Annotated in this window: 12 protein-coding genes and 1 tRNA gene; 12 read left to right on the forward strand and 1 reads right to left on the reverse strand. The window is 66.5% G+C overall.

The features are described from left to right. Positions 1-78 precede the first annotated feature (78 nt). Positions 79-1,104 (reverse strand): LacI family DNA-binding transcriptional regulator, encoded by a 1,026-nt coding sequence (locus tag P0D62_RS04900; protein WP_275701512.1) that lies wholly within the window; start codon positions 1,102-1,104, stop codon positions 79-81. Positions 1,105-1,215: 111 nt separating this feature from the next. Between P0D62_RS04900 and P0D62_RS04905 the strand changes: the two genes are divergently transcribed. From P0D62_RS04905 to P0D62_RS04960, 12 genes are all read left to right on the forward strand, one after another. Next, the gene (locus P0D62_RS04905; RefSeq protein WP_406708225.1) at positions 1,216-2,376 is read left to right on the forward strand and encodes a DNA polymerase III subunit delta'; all 1,161 of its coding nucleotides are present in this window, start codon (positions 1,216-1,218) and stop codon (positions 2,374-2,376) included. 78 nt (positions 2,377-2,454) lie between these two features. Then, complete coding sequence (locus tag P0D62_RS04910; RefSeq protein ID WP_275701514.1) at positions 2,455-4,026, forward strand: DoxX family protein; 1,572 nt, start codon at positions 2,455-2,457, stop codon at positions 4,024-4,026. A gap of 14 nt (positions 4,027-4,040) precedes the next feature. Further along, positions 4,041-5,711 carry an alpha/beta hydrolase gene (locus tag P0D62_RS04915; RefSeq protein WP_275701515.1) on the forward strand — a complete coding sequence of 557 codons (1,671 nt, stop codon included), beginning with the start codon at positions 4,041-4,043 and terminating at the stop codon, positions 5,709-5,711. A 67-nt stretch (positions 5,712-5,778) separates the two neighbouring features. Then, positions 5,779-5,854, forward strand: a tRNA-Thr gene (locus tag P0D62_RS04920). A 139-nt stretch (positions 5,855-5,993) separates the two neighbouring features. Next, positions 5,994-7,343, forward strand: a complete 1,350-nt coding sequence (locus P0D62_RS04925; RefSeq protein ID WP_275701516.1) for a flavin monoamine oxidase family protein — start codon at positions 5,994-5,996, stop codon at positions 7,341-7,343. Between the two features lie 354 nt (positions 7,344-7,697). Then, positions 7,698-13,784, forward strand: coding sequence for an Ig-like domain-containing protein (locus P0D62_RS04930; RefSeq protein WP_275701517.1), 6,087 nt, complete (start codon positions 7,698-7,700; stop codon positions 13,782-13,784). Between the two features lie 41 nt (positions 13,785-13,825). Next, positions 13,826-14,797: an AAA family ATPase gene (locus P0D62_RS04935; RefSeq protein WP_275701518.1), complete on the forward strand. Its 972-nt coding sequence runs from the start codon at positions 13,826-13,828 to the stop codon at positions 14,795-14,797. 60 nt (positions 14,798-14,857) lie between these two features. Further along, entirely contained in the window at positions 14,858-16,024 is a 1,167-nt protein-coding gene (locus P0D62_RS04940) for a DUF58 domain-containing protein (RefSeq protein ID WP_275701519.1), read from the forward strand. Further along, positions 16,021-18,384, forward strand: coding sequence for a transglutaminase family protein (locus tag P0D62_RS04945; RefSeq protein ID WP_275701520.1), 2,364 nt, complete (start codon positions 16,021-16,023; stop codon positions 18,382-18,384). The genes P0D62_RS04940 and P0D62_RS04945 overlap by 4 nt, the downstream gene beginning before the upstream one ends. Beyond that, a complete protein-coding gene (locus P0D62_RS04950) occupies positions 18,381-19,739 on the forward strand; it encodes an RDD family protein (RefSeq protein WP_275701521.1) in 1,359 nt (452 codons plus the stop codon). The genes P0D62_RS04945 and P0D62_RS04950 overlap by 4 nt, the downstream gene beginning before the upstream one ends. After that, the gene (locus P0D62_RS04955; protein ID WP_275701522.1) at positions 19,736-20,524 is read left to right on the forward strand and encodes a PP2C family protein-serine/threonine phosphatase; all 789 of its coding nucleotides are present in this window, start codon (positions 19,736-19,738) and stop codon (positions 20,522-20,524) included. The genes P0D62_RS04950 and P0D62_RS04955 overlap by 4 nt, the downstream gene beginning before the upstream one ends. Beyond that, positions 20,524-21,900: an FHA domain-containing protein gene (locus P0D62_RS04960; protein ID WP_275701523.1), complete on the forward strand. Its 1,377-nt coding sequence runs from the start codon at positions 20,524-20,526 to the stop codon at positions 21,898-21,900. The genes P0D62_RS04955 and P0D62_RS04960 overlap by 1 nt, the downstream gene beginning before the upstream one ends.

A 21,900-nucleotide genomic window follows, 5' to 3' on the forward strand; every position in this document is an offset into this window, starting at 1 on the left:
GGTTTGCGTAACCGTTGCGTTCCGGCCGGATTGTTGCGCGGCTTGCGCAGTTTCACGTGTTCGAGGCCAGCGAGACGCTCAGGGCTCCATCCGACGGGTCGTCTCGCGTACCACGAGCCGGGTGGGGAGGGCGATGGCCTCCGTGGGCTGTTCACCACGGAGCAGCCGCAGGGCCAGGGTTGCGGCCGCGCGGCCTTGTTCTCTGGCGGACTGCGCGATCGTCGTCAGCCCCAACATGCCGGCTATGGGGTGGTCGTCGACGCCGATGATCGAAAAGTCTCGAGGAGCGGTGACGCCCGCCTGACGGAACACCGCCATCATCTGCGCGGCCATCTCGTCCGAGGCGCAGAAGATGCCAGGGGGCAGGCTGTCGGACGCGAGCAGCGTCTCCGCCGCCTCCCTGCCCGCGCCTTCGCCGAACGGCACCTCGACTTCCCACGGCTCCAGCCCCGCGCGGGCGATGGCTCGACGGTACCCCTGACGGCGGTTCTCGGTCGCGACGCCGAGGCTGCCGTCGTGGTCGCCGTAGTAGACGTAGGCGACTCGGCGGGCGCCGAGGTTCACCAGGTGGTTCGTGGCCTTCTCTCCGACGGCGACGTCGTCGATGCCCACGCTGGGAATCCCGGGAAGGAGCGAGCCGGCCACCACCAGCGGAACCCGGCGGACGGCGCGGATCTGCTCGGGAGTGAGATCTGGCGGCGCGGGAACCAGCACCAGCAGGTCGGCGTCGGGGTCGGAGTCCGCCAGCAGGCGGACCCGGTCTGACGCCGACAGGCCCTGCAGCATGTTGAGCGAACTGCCGGCCGGTGCCAGCACGTCGTGCAGGCCCGCCAGGATCGAGCCGAAGATCCACCTGTCCGACTCCGGCGTGACGGCGGTTATCCGCGCCTGGCGTGCGGGGACGGGCCTTTCCGGCGTGTTGCCGACGGGGGAGAGGTAGCCCAGGTCGAGGGCGATCTGCATGATCTGGGCCCGCCGCGCGGCGCCGACCCCGCGCGCCCCGGAGAGTGCTCGCGACACCGTCGAGACAGCCACTCCTGCGGCTGCGGCGATGTCGGACATTCCCACGGGCTCATCCGTGAGCCCGGTGTTGTGGCTGGGCATAGCCCAAAGGATATCCCGAGGCGGGCGCGCGGCCCTGTGGTGCTCCGGCCTCGAGCCGCCGGTTCTGCACCTGCGCGGGACGTCGGCCGGCTGTCGGTCGGTCCTGGCAGGATAGGTGCCGTGGGTGACGTTTTCTCGGAGTTGATCGGGCAGGACCGCGTGGTGGCGACGCTGCGACGGGCCGTCGCGGGCGGCTCCCACGCCATGACCCACGCCTGGTTGTTCGTCGGTCCGCCGGGATCGGGGCGCTCCAACGCCGCGCGTGCCTTCGCGGCCGCTCTGCAATGCGATCGTGGCGGCTGCGGCCAGTGCGAGGCATGCCGTACCACGGTGAGCGGTGCCCATCCCGATGTCACGCTCGTTCGCACCGAGCAGCTGTCGATCGGCGTCGACGAGGTGCGCGCGATGGTGGGCCGCGCGGGAGTCGCTCCGGTGGGGCGCCGTTATCAGATCGTCGTGGTCGAGGACGCCGACCGGATGACCGAGCGCGCGGCCGACGCGCTGCTGAAGGCGCTGGAGGAACCATCGCCCCGCACGGTCTGGCTGCTCTGTGCTCCCACCCCCGACGACGTGATCGTCACCATCCGCTCGCGGTGTCGGCTCGCGCGCCTGGTCACCCCGTCGGCGGAGGCTGTCGCGGAGCTGCTGGTGCGACGAGACGGGGTCGACCCCGAGCGTGCCGAGCAGGCCGCCCGAATCGCGCAGGGCCACGTCGGCAGGGCCAGGGCGCTGGCCCGCTCCGACGACGCCAACTCCCGTCGCCGCGACATCTTGAGCGTGCCTCCGCGCCTGCGCACCCTCACCGATTGCCTCGAGGCCGCAGGGCGTCAGGTCGACGCGGCCGCGGCCGAGGCGACGGAGATCACCGCGCCCCTGGACGCCAAGGAGACGGCCGCGCTCCAGGAGGCGCTCGGCATGGGCGGCAGGGGTACCAAACCGCGCAATGCCCAGGCGGCGCTCCGCGAACTCGAGGACCAGCAGAAGCTTCGGCTCAAGCGCCTGCAGCGGGACGCGCTGGACCGGGTGCTGACGGAGCTCACGTCCTATTTCCGCGATGTTCTGGCCGTGCAGACCGGGGCCGGTGCGCCGCTCATCAATGCCGACTTCGCGGAGGAGATCGAGAGGCTCGCCGAGCAGTCCACCCCTGAGCACACCGTGCGGGCCATCGACGCCCTCCTCGAGGCGCGCACCGCGCTGGAGGGCAACGTCGCGCCGCTGCTGGCGTTGGAGGCCATGTTCATCGCCGTCTCGCGGGCCGTGCGTCGCTCCTAGGGGCGTGTCACGAGTGTTCGATTACCGCGAGGGTGCCAGGATGGAAGCCCTAGACCGCCCAGAATGACGAGGTAGGACATGTCGACGAACCAGGAACGCTCCGGAGACTGGATCCGGGAGTCCACACCCAACGACAGCGACTGGAACGAAGACAATGAGTACGGCATCGCCATGAATGATTGGGATGACTACTCCTCCGACCAGGCCGACCCGACGCCGGCTCCGCCCGTTGTGGTGCAGGAGGAGAGCGAGGAGTCGGTCGAGGAGGCCGTCGTGCCCGTGGAGGAGATCCAGAACGAGCTCCCACCGACCGTCGAGGAGGAGGTCGTCGTGCCCGTGGACGAGATCCAGGACGAGCTGCCCCCGACCGTCGAGGAGGAGGTTGTCGAAGAGCAGGCGGAGACGCACGTCGACGAGGTGAGCGAACCGCAGACGGAACCCGTCGTCGATGCCCCGGCAGACCAGCCCGTCGAGGTCGCGCCGGCCGACGACGAGCCCGTCATGAGCGCCGTCGAGATCGTCGAGGAGGCCTCCTACGATGAGGCCCCTGGCTCCGACGAGGATATCTCCGCTCCCGTTGATGAGGCCCCGGCCTCCGACGATGAGGTTTCCGCCCCCGTCGATGAAGCCCCCGCCTTCGACGACGAACCGGCGCTCCCGCGTGCGGTGACCGTCGACGAAGAAACTGTTGAGGCTGTCGAGGAAGAGCGTCCCCGTCCGACTCCCGGTGCCGTCTGGGGAGAGCCGGTGCCGGAGGTCGATGAGACGCCGGAGGCTGATGAGACGCCGGTGGCTCAGGAAGAGCCGGAGCGAGTCCTGCGCGGGTCGGACTTCGGACGTCCCATCTCGGCGCCGATCATGGAGAGCCCCGTGGAGCCGGAGCCGGTGGCGGAGGTCGCTGAACTCACGCAGGAGTTGCCGGAGCTCGGTCACGCGACCGAGGAGACCGCGTCCCTGGCAGCCAATGAACTCGACGGCATCTTCCGCGGTGCCGCCGCGGGGGCTGCGCCGCAGGCGGCGGATGCGGTGGAGACCACCGCGGTGATCGACCCCGAGATCCAGCGGAGGCTGGAGGCGGAGCGGATCGAGGAGGAGCGTCGCGCCATGGAGCTGGCGGCCCTGCGCGAGGAGCGCAATGCCCGGCTCGGCGTCGTGTCCACATCGCCGGAGAACGCCACCAGGCCGATCCCGCCTAAGCAGAAACTGGTCACCGACAAGTTCTTCGGCAGCTTCGGGCTGTTCGTGCTGCGGCTGGTCGTGGCCGGCATCGTGGGCGTGGTGGGCTACCAGATCCTCTCCGACGTCGACGCGACCGCGGCCTTCCTCGGGCAGACGCTGCTGCCGGAGCCGCGCCTGAGCGCGTGGATCGTCGGGTTCACGCTCGGCGCGATCGCCGTGCTGCTCGTGATCGGCATGCTGGTGCGTGTCGCCGGACTCCTGCTGCTCGTGATCGCGGGCGCCTCGCTGGCCTTCATCCGCTGGGGCGCGTTCAACATCTTCGTTCCCGGGCTCGAGGGCTTCCTCGGCGACAGGGATCTGCTGATGGCCGCCGTGGCCCTGCTGTTCCTCAGCCTCGGTGGAGGCCGTTGGGGGATCGACGGGGCCTTCCGCAAGGCACGCGAGAACGCTCGCGAGGCCAGGCAGGCCTGAAGGGCGACCGCTCGGTGAACAGCGCTACTTCTGGGCGTCGCCTGCGCTCCGTGCAGGTGATGCTGGCGGTGCTCGCCGTGAGCCTCACCTTCGGCCTGATCCTGTCCGTCATCGGCGGCGGGGGAGGGCCGGCTCCCAGCCAGCAGACGCCGAGCACGGAGCCGGGCCGATCGGTGGCGCCCGGCGAACGGATGCCGGGCGTGCCGGAGACTCCGGTGGACGAGCTGGAGACCTTCGACCGGCCCTCTGAAGCGAATGCGGATCGGCAGCTCGACTATCAGCCGTCCGGGGCGCCGTCGGTGGAGTTTCCCGACGGCCTCGGCAGCCTGGCGGCGTATGCGGCCCAGGATCTGGAATGGAGAAGCTGCGACGAGGGGGCCGCGGCGTGCGTCACCGTGCTCGCCCCGCTCGATTGGGAGGATCCGGAAGGCCCGGCCGTCGAGATCGCGCTCAGACGCTACGAGGGCTCCGACGGCAGCCTCGGCCCGCTCTTCGTGAACCCGGGTGGGCCGGGCATCGGAGGGCAGGATTTCGCCGGCAGCCTCGTCGGCATGGGGTGGGACGGCTACGACATCGTCGGCTGGGATCCGCGGGGCACGGGCCGCTCGACCGCGGTGCAGTGCGGGACGATCGATCAGACCGATGCGATCTTCGAGCTCGATCAGAGCCCGGACGACGACGCCGAGGACCAGCTTCTGCGCGACGGGCACCGCGACTTCGCACAGCAGTGCCGCGACGCCTCCGGGCCGCTCCTTGATCACCTCTCCACCATCGAGAACGCTCGTGACCTCGATCTGCTGCGTCACCTGCTGGGCGCGCCGAAGCTCGACTACGTCGGAGTCTCCTACGGCACCTTCATCGGGGCCGTGTATGCCCAGCTGTTCCCCGGCAGCACGGGGCGTTTGGTGCTGGACTCTGCGGTGGACATCACCGACTCCGACGACGCGCCCCCGCAGGCGATGGGCTTCGAGCGGGCGCTGACCGAGTGGGCGTCGTGGTGCGGGGACACCGACGAGTGCTTCCTCGACGGCTCCGCAGAGCAGATCAAGGGGCAGATCTCCGACTGGCTGAAGCGACTCGATGCGGAGCCCCTGGCCGTGGGTGACCGAAAGCTCACCCAGACGTATGCGGCCGACGGCATCCTCGGGTACCTCTATTCGACCGACGAGGCCTATCCGTATCTCAGCGAGGATCTCCAGGCCGCCATGGTGGACTCCGACGGAGAGGCATTGCTGGGCGTCTCGGATGCGATGAACGGTCGGAGCCCCGACAAGTATGAGACCGACGCCTTCGCCTTCCCCGCCACGTTGTGCGCCGACCATTACGACGAGGGCGCCGATCCCGTGCGAGAACGCTGGCGCAAGAGCTTCGAGCTCGCACCCACCGTCGCGCCGAACACCGGCATCGCCTACTTCTGCGCGCTGTGGACCGCCGATTCGGCGCCGACGCTTCGGATCACCGCGAAGGGCGCTCAGCCCATCCTCGTCGTGGGCACCACCGGCGACTCCGCCACGCCGTACGAACATGCGCAGACGATGGCGGAACAACTGGAGTCGGGACGGCTGCTGACCCTGGAGGGCGCCGGTCACGGCGCGATCGACACGGAGAACCGCTGCCTGCGCAAGGCGATCGACGAATACCTGCTGGAGGGCGTCCTGCCGGCCGAGGGAACCGTGTGTTCCTGACGAGCGCCGGCGTCGTCGCGTGCTGATTTCCCGCCTCGCTCGGGGAGCCGCTATAGTTTCCGATGCCGCCGCCCTAGCTCAGTCGGTAGAGCGACGCTCTCGTAAAGCGTAGGTCACGGGTTCGAATCCCGTGGGCGGCTCCAAGCAGCGGTCGTCGACCGCAAAAGCCTCAAAACCCTTCAGGATAGCCCGGGGGTGCGCCCGGCCTAACCAGCCCCGCCTTAGGGGTAGGCCCGATGAAGCGATAGTCTCGTCACCTGAACCATTCGAGGAGGGACCCACATGATCGACTGCGCCATCATCGGCGCCGGCCTTGCCGGGCTCGTCGCCGCGCGCAATCTGATCCAGCGCGGCCTCACCGTCGTCGTCCTGGAGGCGAGAGATCGGGTTGGCGGCCGGGTAGAGAACGCCAACCTCGGTGACGGGCAGTACGTGGAGCTGGGCGGGCAGTGGGTCGGCCCCGGATTCGATTCGCTGGCCGAGCTCACCGAGTACTACGGCCTCGAGATGATCGACATCCCCCCGACGGGCAACCTCGTCGTTCGCCTCCGCGGGCAGAATCTGCAGGTTCCGTCGGCGATCGAAGGACCGCAGCTGACGCCGTTCGAGGTGTCCGATCTCGGTCAGGGTCTGTTGCGGCTGCGTCGACTGGCCGAGCGCTTCCGCAAGGACGCCGCGTGGGCGCAGTCCAACCACGTGTGGCTGGAACAGGATCTGATGCGCTGGATCAGCACCAACCTGCGCACCAGGGGAGCCAGGCAGCGCTTCGCCGAGGTGTACGAGGCGGCGTATGGCAGCATGTCGAAGGATGCGTCCTTGGGTGAGGGGCTGCGTCAGGTGATGGCAGGCCCCGATCTGGAGACCATGCTGGCCAGCAGCGGCGGCCTGCATCAGAAGCGCATCGCCGGTGGTGCTCATGCCCTTCCGGAAGCGATCGCCGACGAACTGGGCGACGTGGTGCGGCTGTCCACCCCGGTGGAGAAGGTCAGCCATCGCGCCGACGGCGCCACGCTCCACCTCGCGGGCGGTGAGCAGGTCGAGGCCCGCCAGGTGCTGTCGACCCTGCCGCCGCGGTTGGCAGTCTCCCTCCAGCACGAGCCGCCGTTGGCCCCGTGGCGCTCCGAGGTGGCCTCCAAGGTCTCTCCCGGCAACGTGATCAAGGCCTTCCTGATCTACGAGTCGCCGTTCTGGCACGAACGCGGCCTCTCCGGGCAGTCGTCCGCCGACACCGGCGCCATCCGCGTGACCCTCGACGCCTCCGTCGCGGACTCGCCGCGCGGCCTGCTGATGGGCTTCTTCGAGGGGGCCGAGGCCGATTCGCTGTCGCGCCGTTCCAGCACGCTGCGTGAGCGTGCCTTCACCGACGCGGTCAAGGCCACCTTCGGCGACGACGTGCCGAAGCCGATGGCCTACGTCGAGCGTGACTGGAGCGCAGAGCCCTACACCGCCGGCTGCCATGGCGCTCACTTCGCGCCGGGTGCCTGGAGCGCCGACGGGCCGCTGCTGGCCGAGCCGGACGGCGTCCTGCACTGGGCGGGTGCCGAGTATTCCTCGCGGTTCAACGGCTACATGGAGGGCGCGGTGCGCTCCGGTCTGGAGGCCGCGGCGGCCGTCGCTCGCGACTGCGCCTGAAGCGCCCGCTGACGAATCGGGGTCCACATCCAGGTGTGGACCCCGGTTTTTTTTGTTTTCCGGCGACTGCCGCAGATTTGTTTGTCATCTTTTTGGACGACATGACAGGGCTTGACAACGCCCAAGAAAGGTCGACGTCTGCTTTACAGCCTGGGAAAATGCCGTTGATTTCCGGCCAATGTCCCGTTTTGGCTAGGTATTTCTTTGGTCGCGCGGTGAATGTTACCTGGCCAAAAGGCTAATGACCATGGGGCGGGGGCCCCATCGTGTGCTGTTCGGAGATGCGGCAATATTCGCCTCGGCGGTGTTGCTCATCGCCATACCGCTACGAGGATCTGGGGGCGCACCGTGGGCATGAATTGGCGTAAGCCCGCCGAGACCATTGGGGTGGGCTCACTGGCGCTCGCCATTGGCATTCTTGCCTTTGTTCACGAGGGAGTGCCCGCTGCCGAGATCGAGCTCAACGACGGTGGGGTATGGGTGAGCAACGGCGCGAAGAAGTTCGTCGGTCATCTCAATTATGAGTCGCGCACTCTGGACGGCGCGCTTCGTACGACCACCTCGTCGTTCGACCTGTCCCAGTACGGCAACAACGTGATGGTGACCAGTCCGGAGTCGATTCACGAGCTGGACACCGCGTCAGTCGCGCTGACGTCTGAGACCTCTGTCGCGGAGGTGTCTTTCGCGCAAGGCGATGAGACCGTGTTGTTCGCCCATCGCGAGGAGGGCAAGGTCTGGGCGAGCACGCTCGAGGGCATCAGCGGCTTCAACCCCCAAGCCGATCCCCTCGTGGAGGAACTCGACAAGCCGTTGATCGCGGTGGGCCCACACGGTGACGCGTTCGTTGCGACGGCGGATGGCGTCGTGCGCACGATCACCGGCCTGGGGGAGGACGCAGTGATCGAAGAGGTCGGCTCGTTGGGCACGGAGCTTTCCGAGGCCGCCCAGTTGACGGTGGTGGACAAGACCCTCGTCGTCTTCGACCAGGGCGCGGTGCGCACTGTCGACCGGGTGATCGAGCTTCCGGAGGTAGCCGAAGCCGTGCTGCAGCAGCCGTCGCTCGCGGGCAATGAGGTGTTGCTGGCAACCGCTGACTCTCTGATCCGGGTGCCGTTGACCGGCGGCGAGGCGTCATCGGTTGATGTGCCGAACGGCCAGGCGGCGCGCCCGGTTCTGCTCGATGGCTGTGCGTACGGGCTCTGGGCGAAGTCCGGCTACTACTTGAGGGATTGTGGCGACGCCGAACTGAACGAGGCCGCGCAGTTCCCAGAGCTCGCCAAGGCCAAGGATCCGGTGTTCCGAACCAACCGCAAGGTTCTCGTGATCAACGACCTGGCCACTGGCGCGGTGTACCTGCCATTGGAGTCGATGGAGCGGGTGGACAACTGGGATCTGATCTCCAAGAATCTGGAGGAGCAGGAAGAGGAGAAGGAGTCCGACGAATCGACGGAGACCGAGTTCTCACAACTCCAGGAGTTCTCCGAGGAGCAGAATCCTCCGGTTGCTGAGGACGACAAGCTGGGCGCTCGCCCCGGGGTCTCGACAACCCTGCCGATCTTGGTCAACGATCTCGACCTCGATGGTGACGTGCTCACCGCGATCATCAAGAAGCAGCCTGCTGGGATTCCGGTGAGCCTTGCCAAGGACGGACGTGCCGTCAGCGTGGATGTCCCTGCTGACGCTACCGGTCGGTTCACCTTCACCTATCAGGCTTATGACGGTGTCGACCTGAGTAACGAGGCCACCGTTGCCGTGACGCTCTCGCCGGAGGGAAGCAACAAGGCTCCGGAGCGGCTTCGCTCCAACACCATTCAGCTCTCCGAACGCGCCACCGCAGAGTACTCGGTGCTGCCCGACTGGGTAGATCCAGACGGGGATCCTCTCTTTCTGGAGAACGCGGTCGGTGAGGACGGCTTGTCGGTGACTTGGCGACCCGACGGATACATCTCCGTTCGGGACTTGGGAACAGGTGGCCCTGGTCGCCGATCCATCACCGTGGTGGTGAGCGACGGCTCTGAGTCGACCGCGAAGGAACTGGTGGTGCAGATCATGCCAGGCTCCTCGAACACGCCACCGGTGGCGAACAACGATCATTTCGTGGCGAACGTCGGGGAGATGATCACGCTGCGTCCGCTCTCCAATGACACAGACGCCGACGGAGACGCGCTTCGTCTGGTGGAGTTCGGGGCAACCGAGCCTCAGGTGGAGTTGGTTCCCGACTACAACGACAACAGCGCGCAGTTCACCGCTGACGAACCTGGCAGCCATATCGTCGTCTACTCGATCAGCGACGGCCCCAACAAGAGCAAGGGCAAGATCCGCGTCGACGTGATCGACCCCGAGGAGGCCGACGAGCAGCCCGTCGCGGAAAATGACCTGGCGCTGATGTCTCCCACAGGCACGGTGGTCGTGGAGCCGCTGAACAATGATTTCGATCCCGCTGGGGGAGTCCTGGTGATCCAGGGCACTTCTATGGGCTCCGCTGAGGGCATCAACGTCGAGGTGGTGCGCCACTCGCTGTTGCGGGTTACGGCGCCCGCTGGGATCGAGAGCCCGCAGAGCTTTGAGTACACGGTGAGCAATGGCAAGGCCAGCGCCACCGCGTCGGTGCTCGTCGTACCTTTGGCCGCGCAGTCCGAGATTCAGGCCCCGGTAGCGGTGCCGGAGAAGACGGTGGTGCGCGCCGGAGACATCGTCACGGTGGACGTGTTGGCTAACGATTACTCTCCTGCCGACCTCCCGATCCATCTGCTGCCGGAGCTGGATGTGCGTTCGGATGAGGAGCTCGGTGAGTTCTTCGTCTCGGGCGACAAGGTCCGGTTCCGCGCCGGGGACGAAGCGGGTACCGCCGAGGTGATCTACACCGTGGCTGATTCGCAGAAGAACGTGGCGTCCTCGACCGTGACCATCTCGATCCGAGGCTTCGATGAGACCAACCAGAAGCCGGCCCCTCGCGCGGTCACGGGACGTACCTTCTCGGGAATGACCACGATGATCTCGATCCCTATGGATGGAGTCGATCCCGACGGCGACTCTGTGGAGTTGGTGGGCGTCGGGAGCATCGCTCCCACCCGGGGATCCGTGGAGGTGCAAGGCAACTTCTTGGTATATACGGCGTCAAAGGTGGATCCCGGCACCGATGTGTTCACCTACAAGGTGAGGGATCGCTTCGATGCGAATGCCGAGGGTTTCGTTCGGGTGGGTATCGCTCCCGCGCCGACGCAGAATCAGCCTCCGGTGGCCGTGCCCGACGAGATCGCTGCCCGGCCGGGAACCCGTCTCGAGATTCCAGTGATCAAGAACGATATCGACCCCGACGGGGACAAGATATCGATCATCGGAGACTCGATCAAGCCGGTGGATGACCGCTGGAACCCGGAGGCGAAGCTCGAAAAGCAGAGCATCTCCGTGCTCACACCAGCTGAGGAAGGCACCTACCAGCTGTACTACAGCATCAGGGACGGACGAGCCGCGCCGGTGGTTGGGGTCGTCACGATTACCGTCGACGAGAACGTGCCGCCTGTGGCGCCGGTCGCGCATGATGACTACGTCACCGCTAGCTCAGTGGCGGAGCTCGACGCGGTCGAGGTGGCTGTGCTGGACAACGACGAAGATCCAGATGGCGAGAAGAAGGAACTCGTCGTGGAGGTGGAGGAACCTGCGACGGTCAATGGCGCAGTGGTGACCGTGCCGCTCACCGAAGACCGCCAGATCGTGCTGTACACCGTTCGCGACCTCGATGACCTGACGGCGCGCGCCGCGATCGTCGTGCCCGGTAAGAACCAGATCCCGCCGATGCTGAACCCCGAAAAGGTGCCAGCTGTGGTGGAGGGGGGAAAGACCCTGACGGTCGACTTCAGCGAGTACGTTCTCACGCGTCCTGGCCACAGCGCGAAGCTGACCACGGTGGACTCGGTCGTTGCGGGTCCTGGCGGAAACAAGGAAGACCCTGACCTTGGGCTCAAGTGGCCGGACGACACCACAATCACCTTCACGCCGGATGTGCGCTTTGTCGGTGCCACGTCGCTCAGCTTCGAGGTGCACGACGGCGACTCCGTGGACGATCCGCGTGGGCTGCGGGAGACGTTGAGCCTCCCCATCGAGGTGACGTCCTCGGGACTGTTCCCGCCCGAGTTGCGCCCAGGTGAGGTCAGAGTGGAGCGGGGCGAAGCGCCGATCGACGTCTCGTTGGCTGGCATGGTGGACGATCCCGATGATGGGGACAACGAGAAGATGGCCTACTCGATCATCTCCGCCTCTGACGGGGTGGACGCCTCGATCAGCGGGCAGACTCTGAGCGTCTCGGTGCCGGCCGACGCTCCCCTGGGCACGGGTGGCAGCATCGTGGTCTCTGTACATGACGGCACCACGGATCCGCTGGAGATGACGCTGCCGGTCACCGTGCTCAGCTCAACGAGGCCACTCATGTCGGTGACCGATATCAATGAACCCGAGGGACGCGTCGGCGTGCCGAAAACGTTCAATCTGGCGGACGTGATCACCAACCCCTTCGCAGATCGAGGGGGAGAGATCGAGCTGGTCGGTCAGCCTGAGGTGTCTGGGCCCGCGGAGGTGAGCGCCGAGGGGCTGACGGTCACCGTGACGCCGCAGACATCGGGGTCGACAGGAGACTCCGCCGAGGACGTGGTGGTCACCTACACGGTGGCCGACGCCACCAAGGATTCCAGTAGGTACCGCACTGGCACCATCAGGGTGGTGGTGAAGGACGTACCAATGCCGCCGACGAACGTGATTGCAACAGCGCGAGAGTCCAAGACCGCCAACGTTGAATGGTCGCACTCCGGGTGGCGGGGCGGCCAGCCCGACGGGTTCACCGTCTCCTGGGACGGTGGCAGCAAGGACTGCGGCCTCCAGACCAGCTGTGACATCGACACGCTTGCCAACAACAACACCTACACCTTCACGGTGAGTGCGAGGGTAAAAGAAGCCGACATTGCTGATTCGGCGGCATCGGTGCCCAGCAATGACATTTTCGTCGATGCTCTGCCCGACACCCCGGTGGCTCCCGTGGCGAAGTTCGGCGATCAGGAGATCGACCTGTCATGGGCAGCCACCACCGTGCCCGACGGGGGTTCCCCAGTGACGAGCTACACCGTCGAGATCATGCCGGCGGACACTGCCGGGCGTACTCAGCAGGTGGTCTCGGGCACGTCGATGACGTGGAACAAGCTGGCCAATGGTACGGCCTACACCTTCACGCTGACCGCCCACAACAAGCTGACCGAGGTAGATACTCGGGTGACTGCGCCCACCGGCCCGGCCTCTGCGCCAGAGACCCCAGCGGGTGCGCCCTCCAACCAGGGTGCCCCAGAAGTTGTCAAGGACAAGGCTGCGGCCGGAGTCGCGCCACGAGCCACAGTGAGTTGGTCAGCGCCGGGCAATCCCAACGGGGATACCAGTTTCACTTATCAGATGCGTCAGCGCGGGATGAGCGACCTGCTCTACGAGGGCTCCAGCACATCCTCCGCGGTAACCATGAGCGTCGGTACTGAGGACAAGACCTTCGAGGTGCGCTCCACCAACAAGTCCGGCAAGTGGAGCGAATGGTCGCCGGCCTCCAATGCAGTGCGGGCCTTCCAGCCACCGGGTGCGCCGGGCAACTTCCGTTTGACCCCCACAGGGGACGGCACCAAGGCGCGGTTCAACTTCGGAGCGGCTGCCGGCAACGGCGCGAAGTCCAGCGAGATCGTCTACCGCTGGAACGCAGGTGGTGATAACGGTACCGTCACCGACGGCCAGACGATCAACAGCTCGGCCTTCGCGCTCGGCCATGACGTGCAGGTGCAGTTGAGGGCGATCAGCACGGTCAAGGGAGAGACCTCCGAAGGCCCCACCACCAGTGCGACGGTCAACACCTATGCGCCGCCGGATCGTCCGTCGGTGTCAGCAGGTCGGGCCTCGAACGGGCGAGTGGACGTCTCTTGGAGTATGCCGGAGCGTAGCAATGGGCGACCTGTGACGGTCAAGGTGTCGATGTCCGGAGCCTCCGGCTCTCCGGATGGCTCAACGTCCCGTTCCGGAAACGCCACCGTCGGTTCTGGGCCGAACCAGAACATCACCATCACCGTGAAGGTCACCAACAGCGAGGGACAGACCAGTGAGCGAAGCGCCAGCGCTTCTACTCGAGGTAACGGTCGGGCGTACGAGCGACACGCGTCGAACGCTGTCGGCTGTCCAACGGGCGTGACGCCTGGGCGAAACGGGTGTAGGCCGTTCCAACTTGAGCTACGTGACTGGTACCCGAACTCGACGGTGACCTGCACCGTTGGCGGCACCAATGGGACTACCCGCGATCAGACCTATCACGTTGATGGCAATGGGTGGGCTCGTGGGAATCAAAGCGACGTTGCCGTGGCGATCGACTGGAGCGGGTACACGGACGGCAGGGACGTGACTCATGAAGTCAACTGTCGGTATTGAGCTAGCAACCGCGTGAGATCGAGATAGGAAGACAACGAACCATGACAATGACCCCAGAACACGCGGCGTTTTTCGCGGATATGTTCGGCAGGCTCACCGACAATGTCGGACAGGCGCTGCTGGGCAAGGCCCCGGTGATCCGGCTGGCTCTGACCTGCATGCTCGCCGAGGGACACCTTCTGCTGGAGGACGCCCCGGGCACCGGCAAGACCGCTATGGCCCGCGCCATCGCGGCCTCGGTGCATGGCTCGCACAACCGCATCCAGTTCACTCCCGACCTGCTGCCGTCCGACATCACCGGCATCACGATGTACGACCAGCGCACCGGGCAGTGGAACTTCCATGCCGGGCCGATCTTCGCTTCGATCGTGCTGGCCGATGAGATCAACCGGGCGTCGCCCAAGACCCAGTCGGCTCTGCTCGAGGTGATGGAGGAGTCCCACGTGACGGTCGACGGCGTGCAGCACCGCACCGAACGGCCGTTCATGGTCATCGCAACGCAGAACCCCGTGGAGCAGGCTGGCACCTACAAGCTGCCCGAGGCGCAGCTCGACCGGTTCCTGATGAAGACGTCCGTCGGCTACCCCGACAGAGCTGCCGCGGTGGAGGTGCTGGGCGGTTCCGCGCAGCCGGATCGTTCTCGCTTCCTTCAGCCGGTCATCGCGCAGGCTGCGGTGGCCGAGATGATCGATTCCGTCCGCGACAACTATGTCGACGCAGCCGTGCTCGACTACACGCAGGCCCTCGTCGAGGCCACTCGCGACGATGCCGAGACCAAGGTGGGTGTGTCCACGCGAGGCGCCATCGCCATGGTTCGCGCAGCTCGCGTCTGGGCCGCGGCACATGGCCGCAACTACGTGCTGCCCGACGACATCAAGGAACTCGCCGACTGCGTCTGGACGCACCGGCTGATCCTGTCACCGGAGGCCGAGTTTGCCGGCACGGAGCCGAAGGACGTGATCGCCCGTGCGTTGAGCCGGGTCGAAGCGCCCGTGAACCGGATGGCTTCCTGACCCGTGGCCCGAACGACCTTCTCATCGCGACTGGCCAAGGCGCGCGCCTGGGCTGGCCCCATGGCGCGCAGGCTGCGCCGGCACCCAGCCGTGGCCAGTATCACTCCCATCGGCTGGACGCTGCTGCTCGGCGGGGCAGCCGCCGCTGGAGTCGGCTGGAACCGTGGCTGGTTGGAGTTCCGTGCGCTCGGAACAATGGCCGCCGTGGTGCTGCTCGTGGCGCTGGTCTCCGTTCTGCGACGTCGTGAGCACGAGGTCGCGCTGGAACTGCATCGTCCGCGAGTGCAGGCCGGTGAGGAGGCGCTCGGTCGCGTGCTGATCACCGCCGGCGGGGGAAAGAGCTCGGGGCCGACGACCATGGAGTTCCCCGTCGGCAAGGCGGTGGCGAGCTTCCGCGTGGGCACGCTCGCTCCCGGAGACGAACATGAGGAGATGTTCAGCATCCCCACGAGGCGGCGTGGGATCTTCGTGCTCGGACCTGTGAGTTCCGTGCAGTCGGATCCGGTGGGCGCGGTGAGCAGGAAGAAGCACCTGACCGACGCGACCGAGCTGTACATCCACCCGCGAATCGCCCACGTCGACGCGGGAGCCATCGGCATGCTCAAGGATGTCGAGGGCGTCACTACCACCAACCTCTCATCCTCCGACGTGTCCTTCCACGCGCTGCGCGAGTACACCCCTGGCGACGATCGCCGAGCGGTGCACTGGCGCACCACCGCGCGCACCGGCAAGCTCATGGTGCGCCAGTTCGAAGAAACGATGCGGGCCCACCTGGTGCTGATGCTCTCGACGATCGAGAGCGACTACGAGACCCCAGATGACTTCGAACTCGCCGTGTCCACAGTGGGTTCGCTGGGGGCATCGGCGCTGCGCGACGAGCGGCAGGTGTCCCTTCTTACCTCGGTCGGGGAGATCCCATTTCCCAGTGCCTTGGGCCTCCTCGACCGGCTCTCCGGTATCGAGATGGTGGCCAAGGGACACAGCCTCCGGGAACTCGCTGTTCAGGCCGGCAACATCCCGGGTGCATCGGTCGGCGGCATTGTCACCGGCACCACCGCGCCCGCCGAGTTGCGCGCCGCCCAGCTCGCGTTGCCACCGTCCCTGTACCCGTTCGCCGTGCGCTGCGCGGCGTCCCTGAGTCTGGCACGTCGTCAGGTGGGAGACCTGACGGTGCTGGACGTCTCTGCATTGGGCGAGCTGGCCGTTGCGTTGAGGAGCCTGCGATGAAGCGCCACCTGGTTCCCGCATTGTCCTGGCCCCGAGTGGCGGGCGCTTGGCTCCTGCTGCTGCCCGGGGTGGTGGCGTTCCAACCCACGTTCGGCGGACTGTCGGGCTACCTGGCCTCGTTCGTCGGCGTCACTCTCGGGGCTGGAATCGCTCTTGTCGCGGTGGGCCTCGGGTGGTCGATCGCACTTTGGGTACTCGCGCTGGTGGCGGCATATTTCCTCGTCGGCGGACCTTTGGTGTTGTCCGACACCACCCTCTTCGGCGTGGTTCCGAGTGTGGAGACGCTGCGCGAGCTCGCCCTCCTCATCGTCTTCGGCTGGCGCGATCTGTTGACTGTCGCGACGCCCGCGGGCGACTTCCAGGGTCCCGCGGCGGTTCCCCTGATCGCAGGACTCCTTGTCGGCACGCTCGGGGTAGGGGTTGTCCGGGCCACGCGATCGGTGCATTGGGTTCTCGTCGTGCCGGTCGTCTGGCTGGCGTTCAGCATCGCCTTCGGCGTGCGCACGGCCCCCACTGCGCCCTGGCTCGGGGCGGTGTTGGGTGCGGGGCTCGTTGCCTGGATGACTGTGCACCGGATGGCGGCCCACCGCAACGCGAGCAGTAAGTTCTTGATGCGCAAGGAGACCGGATTGTCCCGAGGGGCGATCAGGATGATCTCGGCGGCCCTTGTCATCGCGCTGGCCGGAGGCGTCGCCATCGCCATCAACCTCGTCGGCGAAGAGCGGGTGAACCGACGTGTGCTGCGCGATGACATCGAGCCTCCCCTGAACCTGCACGAGTATCCGAGTCCCCTCATGAAGTACCGGCTCTACGAGCTGACGAAGAAGGACGAGGTGCTCTTCGAGGTGCGGGGCATGCCCGAAGGCGCCCGGCTGCGTCTCGCGGTGCTGAACACCTACGACGGCCATGTCTTCAATGTGTCTCAGGATGCAAGCCAGTTCCTGCGTTCGGGAAGGGAGCTTCCCGTCGTGGTGGACGGCGCTCCCAGGGAGATGACGATCAGCGCGGTGGGCTACGACGATGTCTGGCTGCCCAGCGCCGGTCGGGATACGTGGATCAGCTTCGACGGCGACCGGGCAAAGCCTCAGGCCCAGGGCCTTTACGTCAACCGCGGCAGCGGCCAGACGCTCACCACTGCCCGCTTCTCCGAAGGCTCAGTCCTTGCGGCGCAGGCCGTGCCGACGGTGCCTCACACAGAGGAACAGCGGGCTCGGTTGACCCAAGCGGGGGCAGGAAAGGCGCAGCTCGCTGAGGTGTCGGAAGTGCCCGACGTGCTGGTGGGGCTGGCCACTGAGTGGACTGCCGAGGCCACCAGCGCCTATGAACAGCTCGCTACGCTCTCATCCGAGCTGCTGGAAAAGGGCTACTACTCCAACGGGGCCGACGGGAAGTCGCGTTCCGGGCACAATCGCGAGCGACTGTCGTCGATGTTCAACGCCGCGCAGTGGATCGGTGACGACGAGCAGTACGCCACCGCCATGGCCCTGATGGCTCACCAGCTGGGCATTCCGGTACGCGTGGTCATGGGGTTCTACCCCGACGAAGGCAATGCCACCACCGATGTCTGGGAAGTGAAGGGTGCCGATGCCCACGTCTGGGTGGAGGCGCACCTGGATGGAGCCGGCTGGGTGAGTTTCGACGTCACTCCCGACCGCGAGCCGCAGACCGAGGTGCCCCAGCCCAAACCCAAACCCAAGCCGCAGGTGGACCCGCCCCCCAACCCGCCGGAGCGGCTCCCCGAGGAGCCGATCGTCGCGGACGAGGAGCCGTACAACGCCGAGGAGGAAGACCAGGACGACGATGGATCCTGGATGCTGCTGCTGATCATCGCGGGTGCGGTCATCGGTGGGCTCGGGCTGCTGGCGTTGCCGTTCGCTGTGATCGTTGGACTGAAGTCCCGCCGTGCCAAGCGTCGCCGTACGTCAGGTGTCCCTGCCGAGCAGGTGGCGGGCGCCTGGGATGAGATCGTCGATCAAGCGCGCGATATCGGCTACGAGGCACCTAGCACCGTGACCCGCCAAGAGGCAGCAATGAACCTCCAACAGGCCTATCCGGCGGTCGAGGTCACGACGGTTGCCGCTCAAGTCGACGCAACGGTCTTCGGCCCGGTGGAGCCCTTCGAGGCCCAGAGCGAGGCCGCCTGGAGCGTGGTGCCTGATGTGAAGAAGGCGTTGCTCGCCCAAGTGCCGTGGTTCAAGCGCCTCCCTGCTCTGGTCTCGATGCGCTCGCTGCGCAAGAGGCCGACGGAGGCGGCCCTGACCAGGCGTCGCAAGGCCAAGCAATCCGCGCAACAAAAGAACCCCAAAGCCAAGAAAGGCCGGTCAGTGATGACTGGTGAGGATACGAAGGAGCACGCATGACCATGCAGTTCGAGCGCCGGGTGGGACAGCCCGTGAGCCTCGGGAAACGCGTCGGTGCCAGGCTGATCATGGCTGGTATCGCTGGTATCCCCGCGTTGATCATGAACCTCAAGATGGGCGAGGTCATGGCGTCGACGCTGTACGGCATCCCATTGAGTGGGGGCACCTCATTTCTCTTCTACGGCTCTATGCTTCTGAGCCTGGGGATCGCGGTATGGGGGCTGGTGCTGATCTTCAAGGAGTCCACGACGATCGGTGGCAAGCTGCTCGGATTCCAGTTCGTGGTCGCGCCAAGCGGCGAGGACGCCAAGGTCAAGGTCTTCCTGAAATACCTCTTGCAGGGCCTGCTTGAAGGCGTTACCTTCGGATTGGCCGCGATCTCGTACCTCGTCACCTACCGAGACGGGCAGCATTGGCTTGACCGCGCCCTGGGTGTCGTCGCGGTCGACAAGGCATCGATCGCCCGGGCTTCCTCCGCTCGGAGTCCGATCGCGGCCGCACCGCAGCCTGCTGGCGGTGCGGTCACTCCGGTTTCCATGCCGCAGGCGCCCCGCCCGCAACCCCAGCCCACGGAGAACACGTCCGCCGCCGCGCCTGATTCTCTGAGATCCTTCCGGATCCCGACCAATGCGCCCGCCACGCCCGTCGACACCGTAGATTCCGCACCGCCCGCCGGTTTCGGTGGTGCTTCAGGCTTCGTCGCCACGCCGCCCACTCCGATCCGCCCGGTGTCCGCGACCCCGGAGCCCCCTGTCAAGGAACCGCCGGCGGCGTTCGCCCCTCCGAACCCTTGGGCGAGGCCTCAGGAGAACTCACCCGCCCCAATCGCCACTCCCTTCGGAGCATCCCCAGCGCCCTCGTCGCCGCCCTTCAGCCCTTCCATTCCTTTCTCCGGGGCGCCCGTCTCGGCGCAGCCAGTTCCTCCACTCGGTGCGCCTCAGGTAGCTCCCGAGGCATCGGCGTTCGGGGCGTCGGCGCAGCCGTCGTTGTCGCTGCTCGATGATCGGACCGTCGTCGACATCGAGGAGGATGAGGCGGTCGTGGTGGTACTCGACGACGGGCAGGAGGTTCGCGTCGATGCGCCGCTCGTGCTCGGACGCAACCCCAGCGCGCCCGCGGAGTATCCCCAAGCGCGTCCGGTGCAGTTGATCGATGAATCGATGCGATTGTCCAAGACCCATGTCGTCTTGTTGCCGTTCGGCGGCGGCCTGGCCTTCTACGACGTGGGTGCCACCAATGGCGTCTCTATCGAACTCGACGGCAGCAAAGCCAAGGTGACGGCCAAGGAAGTCCACGAGCTTCCCGCAGGTGCTGTTCTTCACGTCGGTGGACGCCACCTGCAGGTGCGGCAGTGACCGAGCCCCTGTTGGACGTCCGCTTCGGTGCCGCCTCACACCAGGGCCTGGTGAGGGGGTCCAACGAAGACTCCTACCTGACGGTGCCCCCGGTGTTCGTCGTTGCCGATGGCATGGGCGGGCATTCCGACGGAGAGCTGGCATCGCAGGCGGTCGTTGACGTGTTCGCCAGCCTTTCCGGTCAGCGCTGGCTGACGCCGGACACGCTGGTGGACGCCGTCGAGCGAGCGACTGCGAAGGTATCGGCCCTGCAAAGTGCCGGCCGTGCTCCCGGCTCGACGTTGACCGGGGTGGGACTTACCCAGCAAGGCGGAATGCCTTGCTGGCTGGTCTTCAATGTCGGCGACTCGCGTACTCATCTGATGCGCGACGGTGAACTCACGCAGATCAGTATCGATCACTCTGCTGTGGTCCAAAGGGGCGCCACCGCGCTGGAGCGCAACGTCATCACCAGAGCACTGGGGGCCGGGCTTCGCCGGCCCGTTGCCGATCAATGGCTGATACCAGCGGCGGTGGGGGACCGCATCGTGCTGTGCTCGGACGGGCTGAGCAACGAGGTCACGCCCGAACTGATCACGGCCATCCTGCTCACCACAGCCGACACGCAGGAGGCCTCCCGCGCGCTCGTGCAAGCCGCGTTGCAAGCGGGGGGCCGTGACAACGTCACGGTGGTGGTGGTCGAGTGCACCGCTCTGATGTCGACGGCGTCGCAGTCGTTGAACCATGTCGACTCCACGGCGACGGCGGACTCTGATGACACGGTGCCCGATGAAGGGGAGGTGTGATGGATCCTCAGCACGTGGCGAGATGGGCCCCTGGAGAGGACATCGTGATCGCCTGGCCCGGTGGTATTGCCCTCGTCGACGAGTCGGTCGGGCTGGGCGCCGCCGAGCGGATCTGGAGCCGGCTCCATCGCGACTCGCAGTTGGGCACCTTCCTGAAGACGCTCGCGGAGTCGTCGGAGACAGGGTTCCTCGACCTCCCCGCCTTCGCCGTCGCCATCCAGTCCGTCGACCGGTGCCACGTCGCGGTGCGTGGGCCCGTCCCCGTTGAGGCTCAAGTCGGCGGTACGACGGAGACCATTTCAGGAGAGTCGGTGATGACCTGGGCGGAGAAGGTGATTCCGTTGCCCGATGCTATCCGCTTGGGTGGGGCGCGGTCGTCGGCCGACGGCGGACCTGTCGTCGACGGCGTGCTGAGAGCATCAGGGATCGAGCGGGGAGTGTTTCGGGCCGCCGCGGAGACCTCGGCGACACCAGTCGCTGTTTCCGTCTATCAGCCGCCATCCGAACAACGTGACGTGCCCAGCAATGCCGAGTCCCCGAAGCCAGTGGTTGAACTGGTCGCTGAGGCCGATCCCGTCTTGATGCTGCCGGCGCAGCCGGGCGACCGTATCGATGAGCCGTCGGAGCAGCCCTCCCCGGACCCGGACCGGACGCGTTCGGGGTTCACCGCTGCGCACGAGACGCTCAACGACGACGAGCCCGTGATCGAGGTTGAGGAGCCCGTTGCTGTCAACCCCTATGCGTCGTTGTGGGATCCTTCGGTGGCCTTGGACATCGAAGCAGCAGCTATCCGGCCCAAGGACGAGGTGCAGCCGGCTGTGCCGGGATCCCGCAGTGGGTACTCAGAGGTGAGTGACGCCCAGCTGTCCGGCGACACCGTGCTGGAGGACGGGATGGCTCAGGTGGTCATGGAACGGGTCGCAGCGGGACCGTCGGTACTGGCCCGGTTCTGCGACCGCGGCCACCCCAATCCGCCGGATCGCGGGCATTGCTACGTGTGTCAGGCGCGGGTGAGCGGCGACGCGAGGATGGTTGAACGCCCTCAACTGGGATACCTGCGCGTAGAAGGCGGGGAGACGGTTCCTCTGAAGGGGCCGATCATCGCGGGACGCAACCCGCGATCGACGGCGCTGAAGCTCAGCGAGACTCCGCGCCTGATGGCCTTGCCGCACGCCCATGTCTCGGGCACCCACGTGGCGTTCCTGCTCGAAGGATGGCGGGTGATGGTGCGTGATCTCAACAGCAGCAACGGAACCTACCTCCGTCGTCATGGGAAACCGGCCGTCCGCCTCCCGGACACGCCTGTGCTGCTCATCCCGGGAGACCTGATCGATCTCGGCAAGGGTTTGTTCATCCATCTTGAAGGGACGCCCTGA

It is taken from the genome of Tessaracoccus caeni (assembly GCF_029211185.1).
Taxonomy (GTDB): Bacteria; Actinomycetota; Actinomycetes; order Propionibacteriales; family Propionibacteriaceae; genus Arachnia; species Arachnia caeni.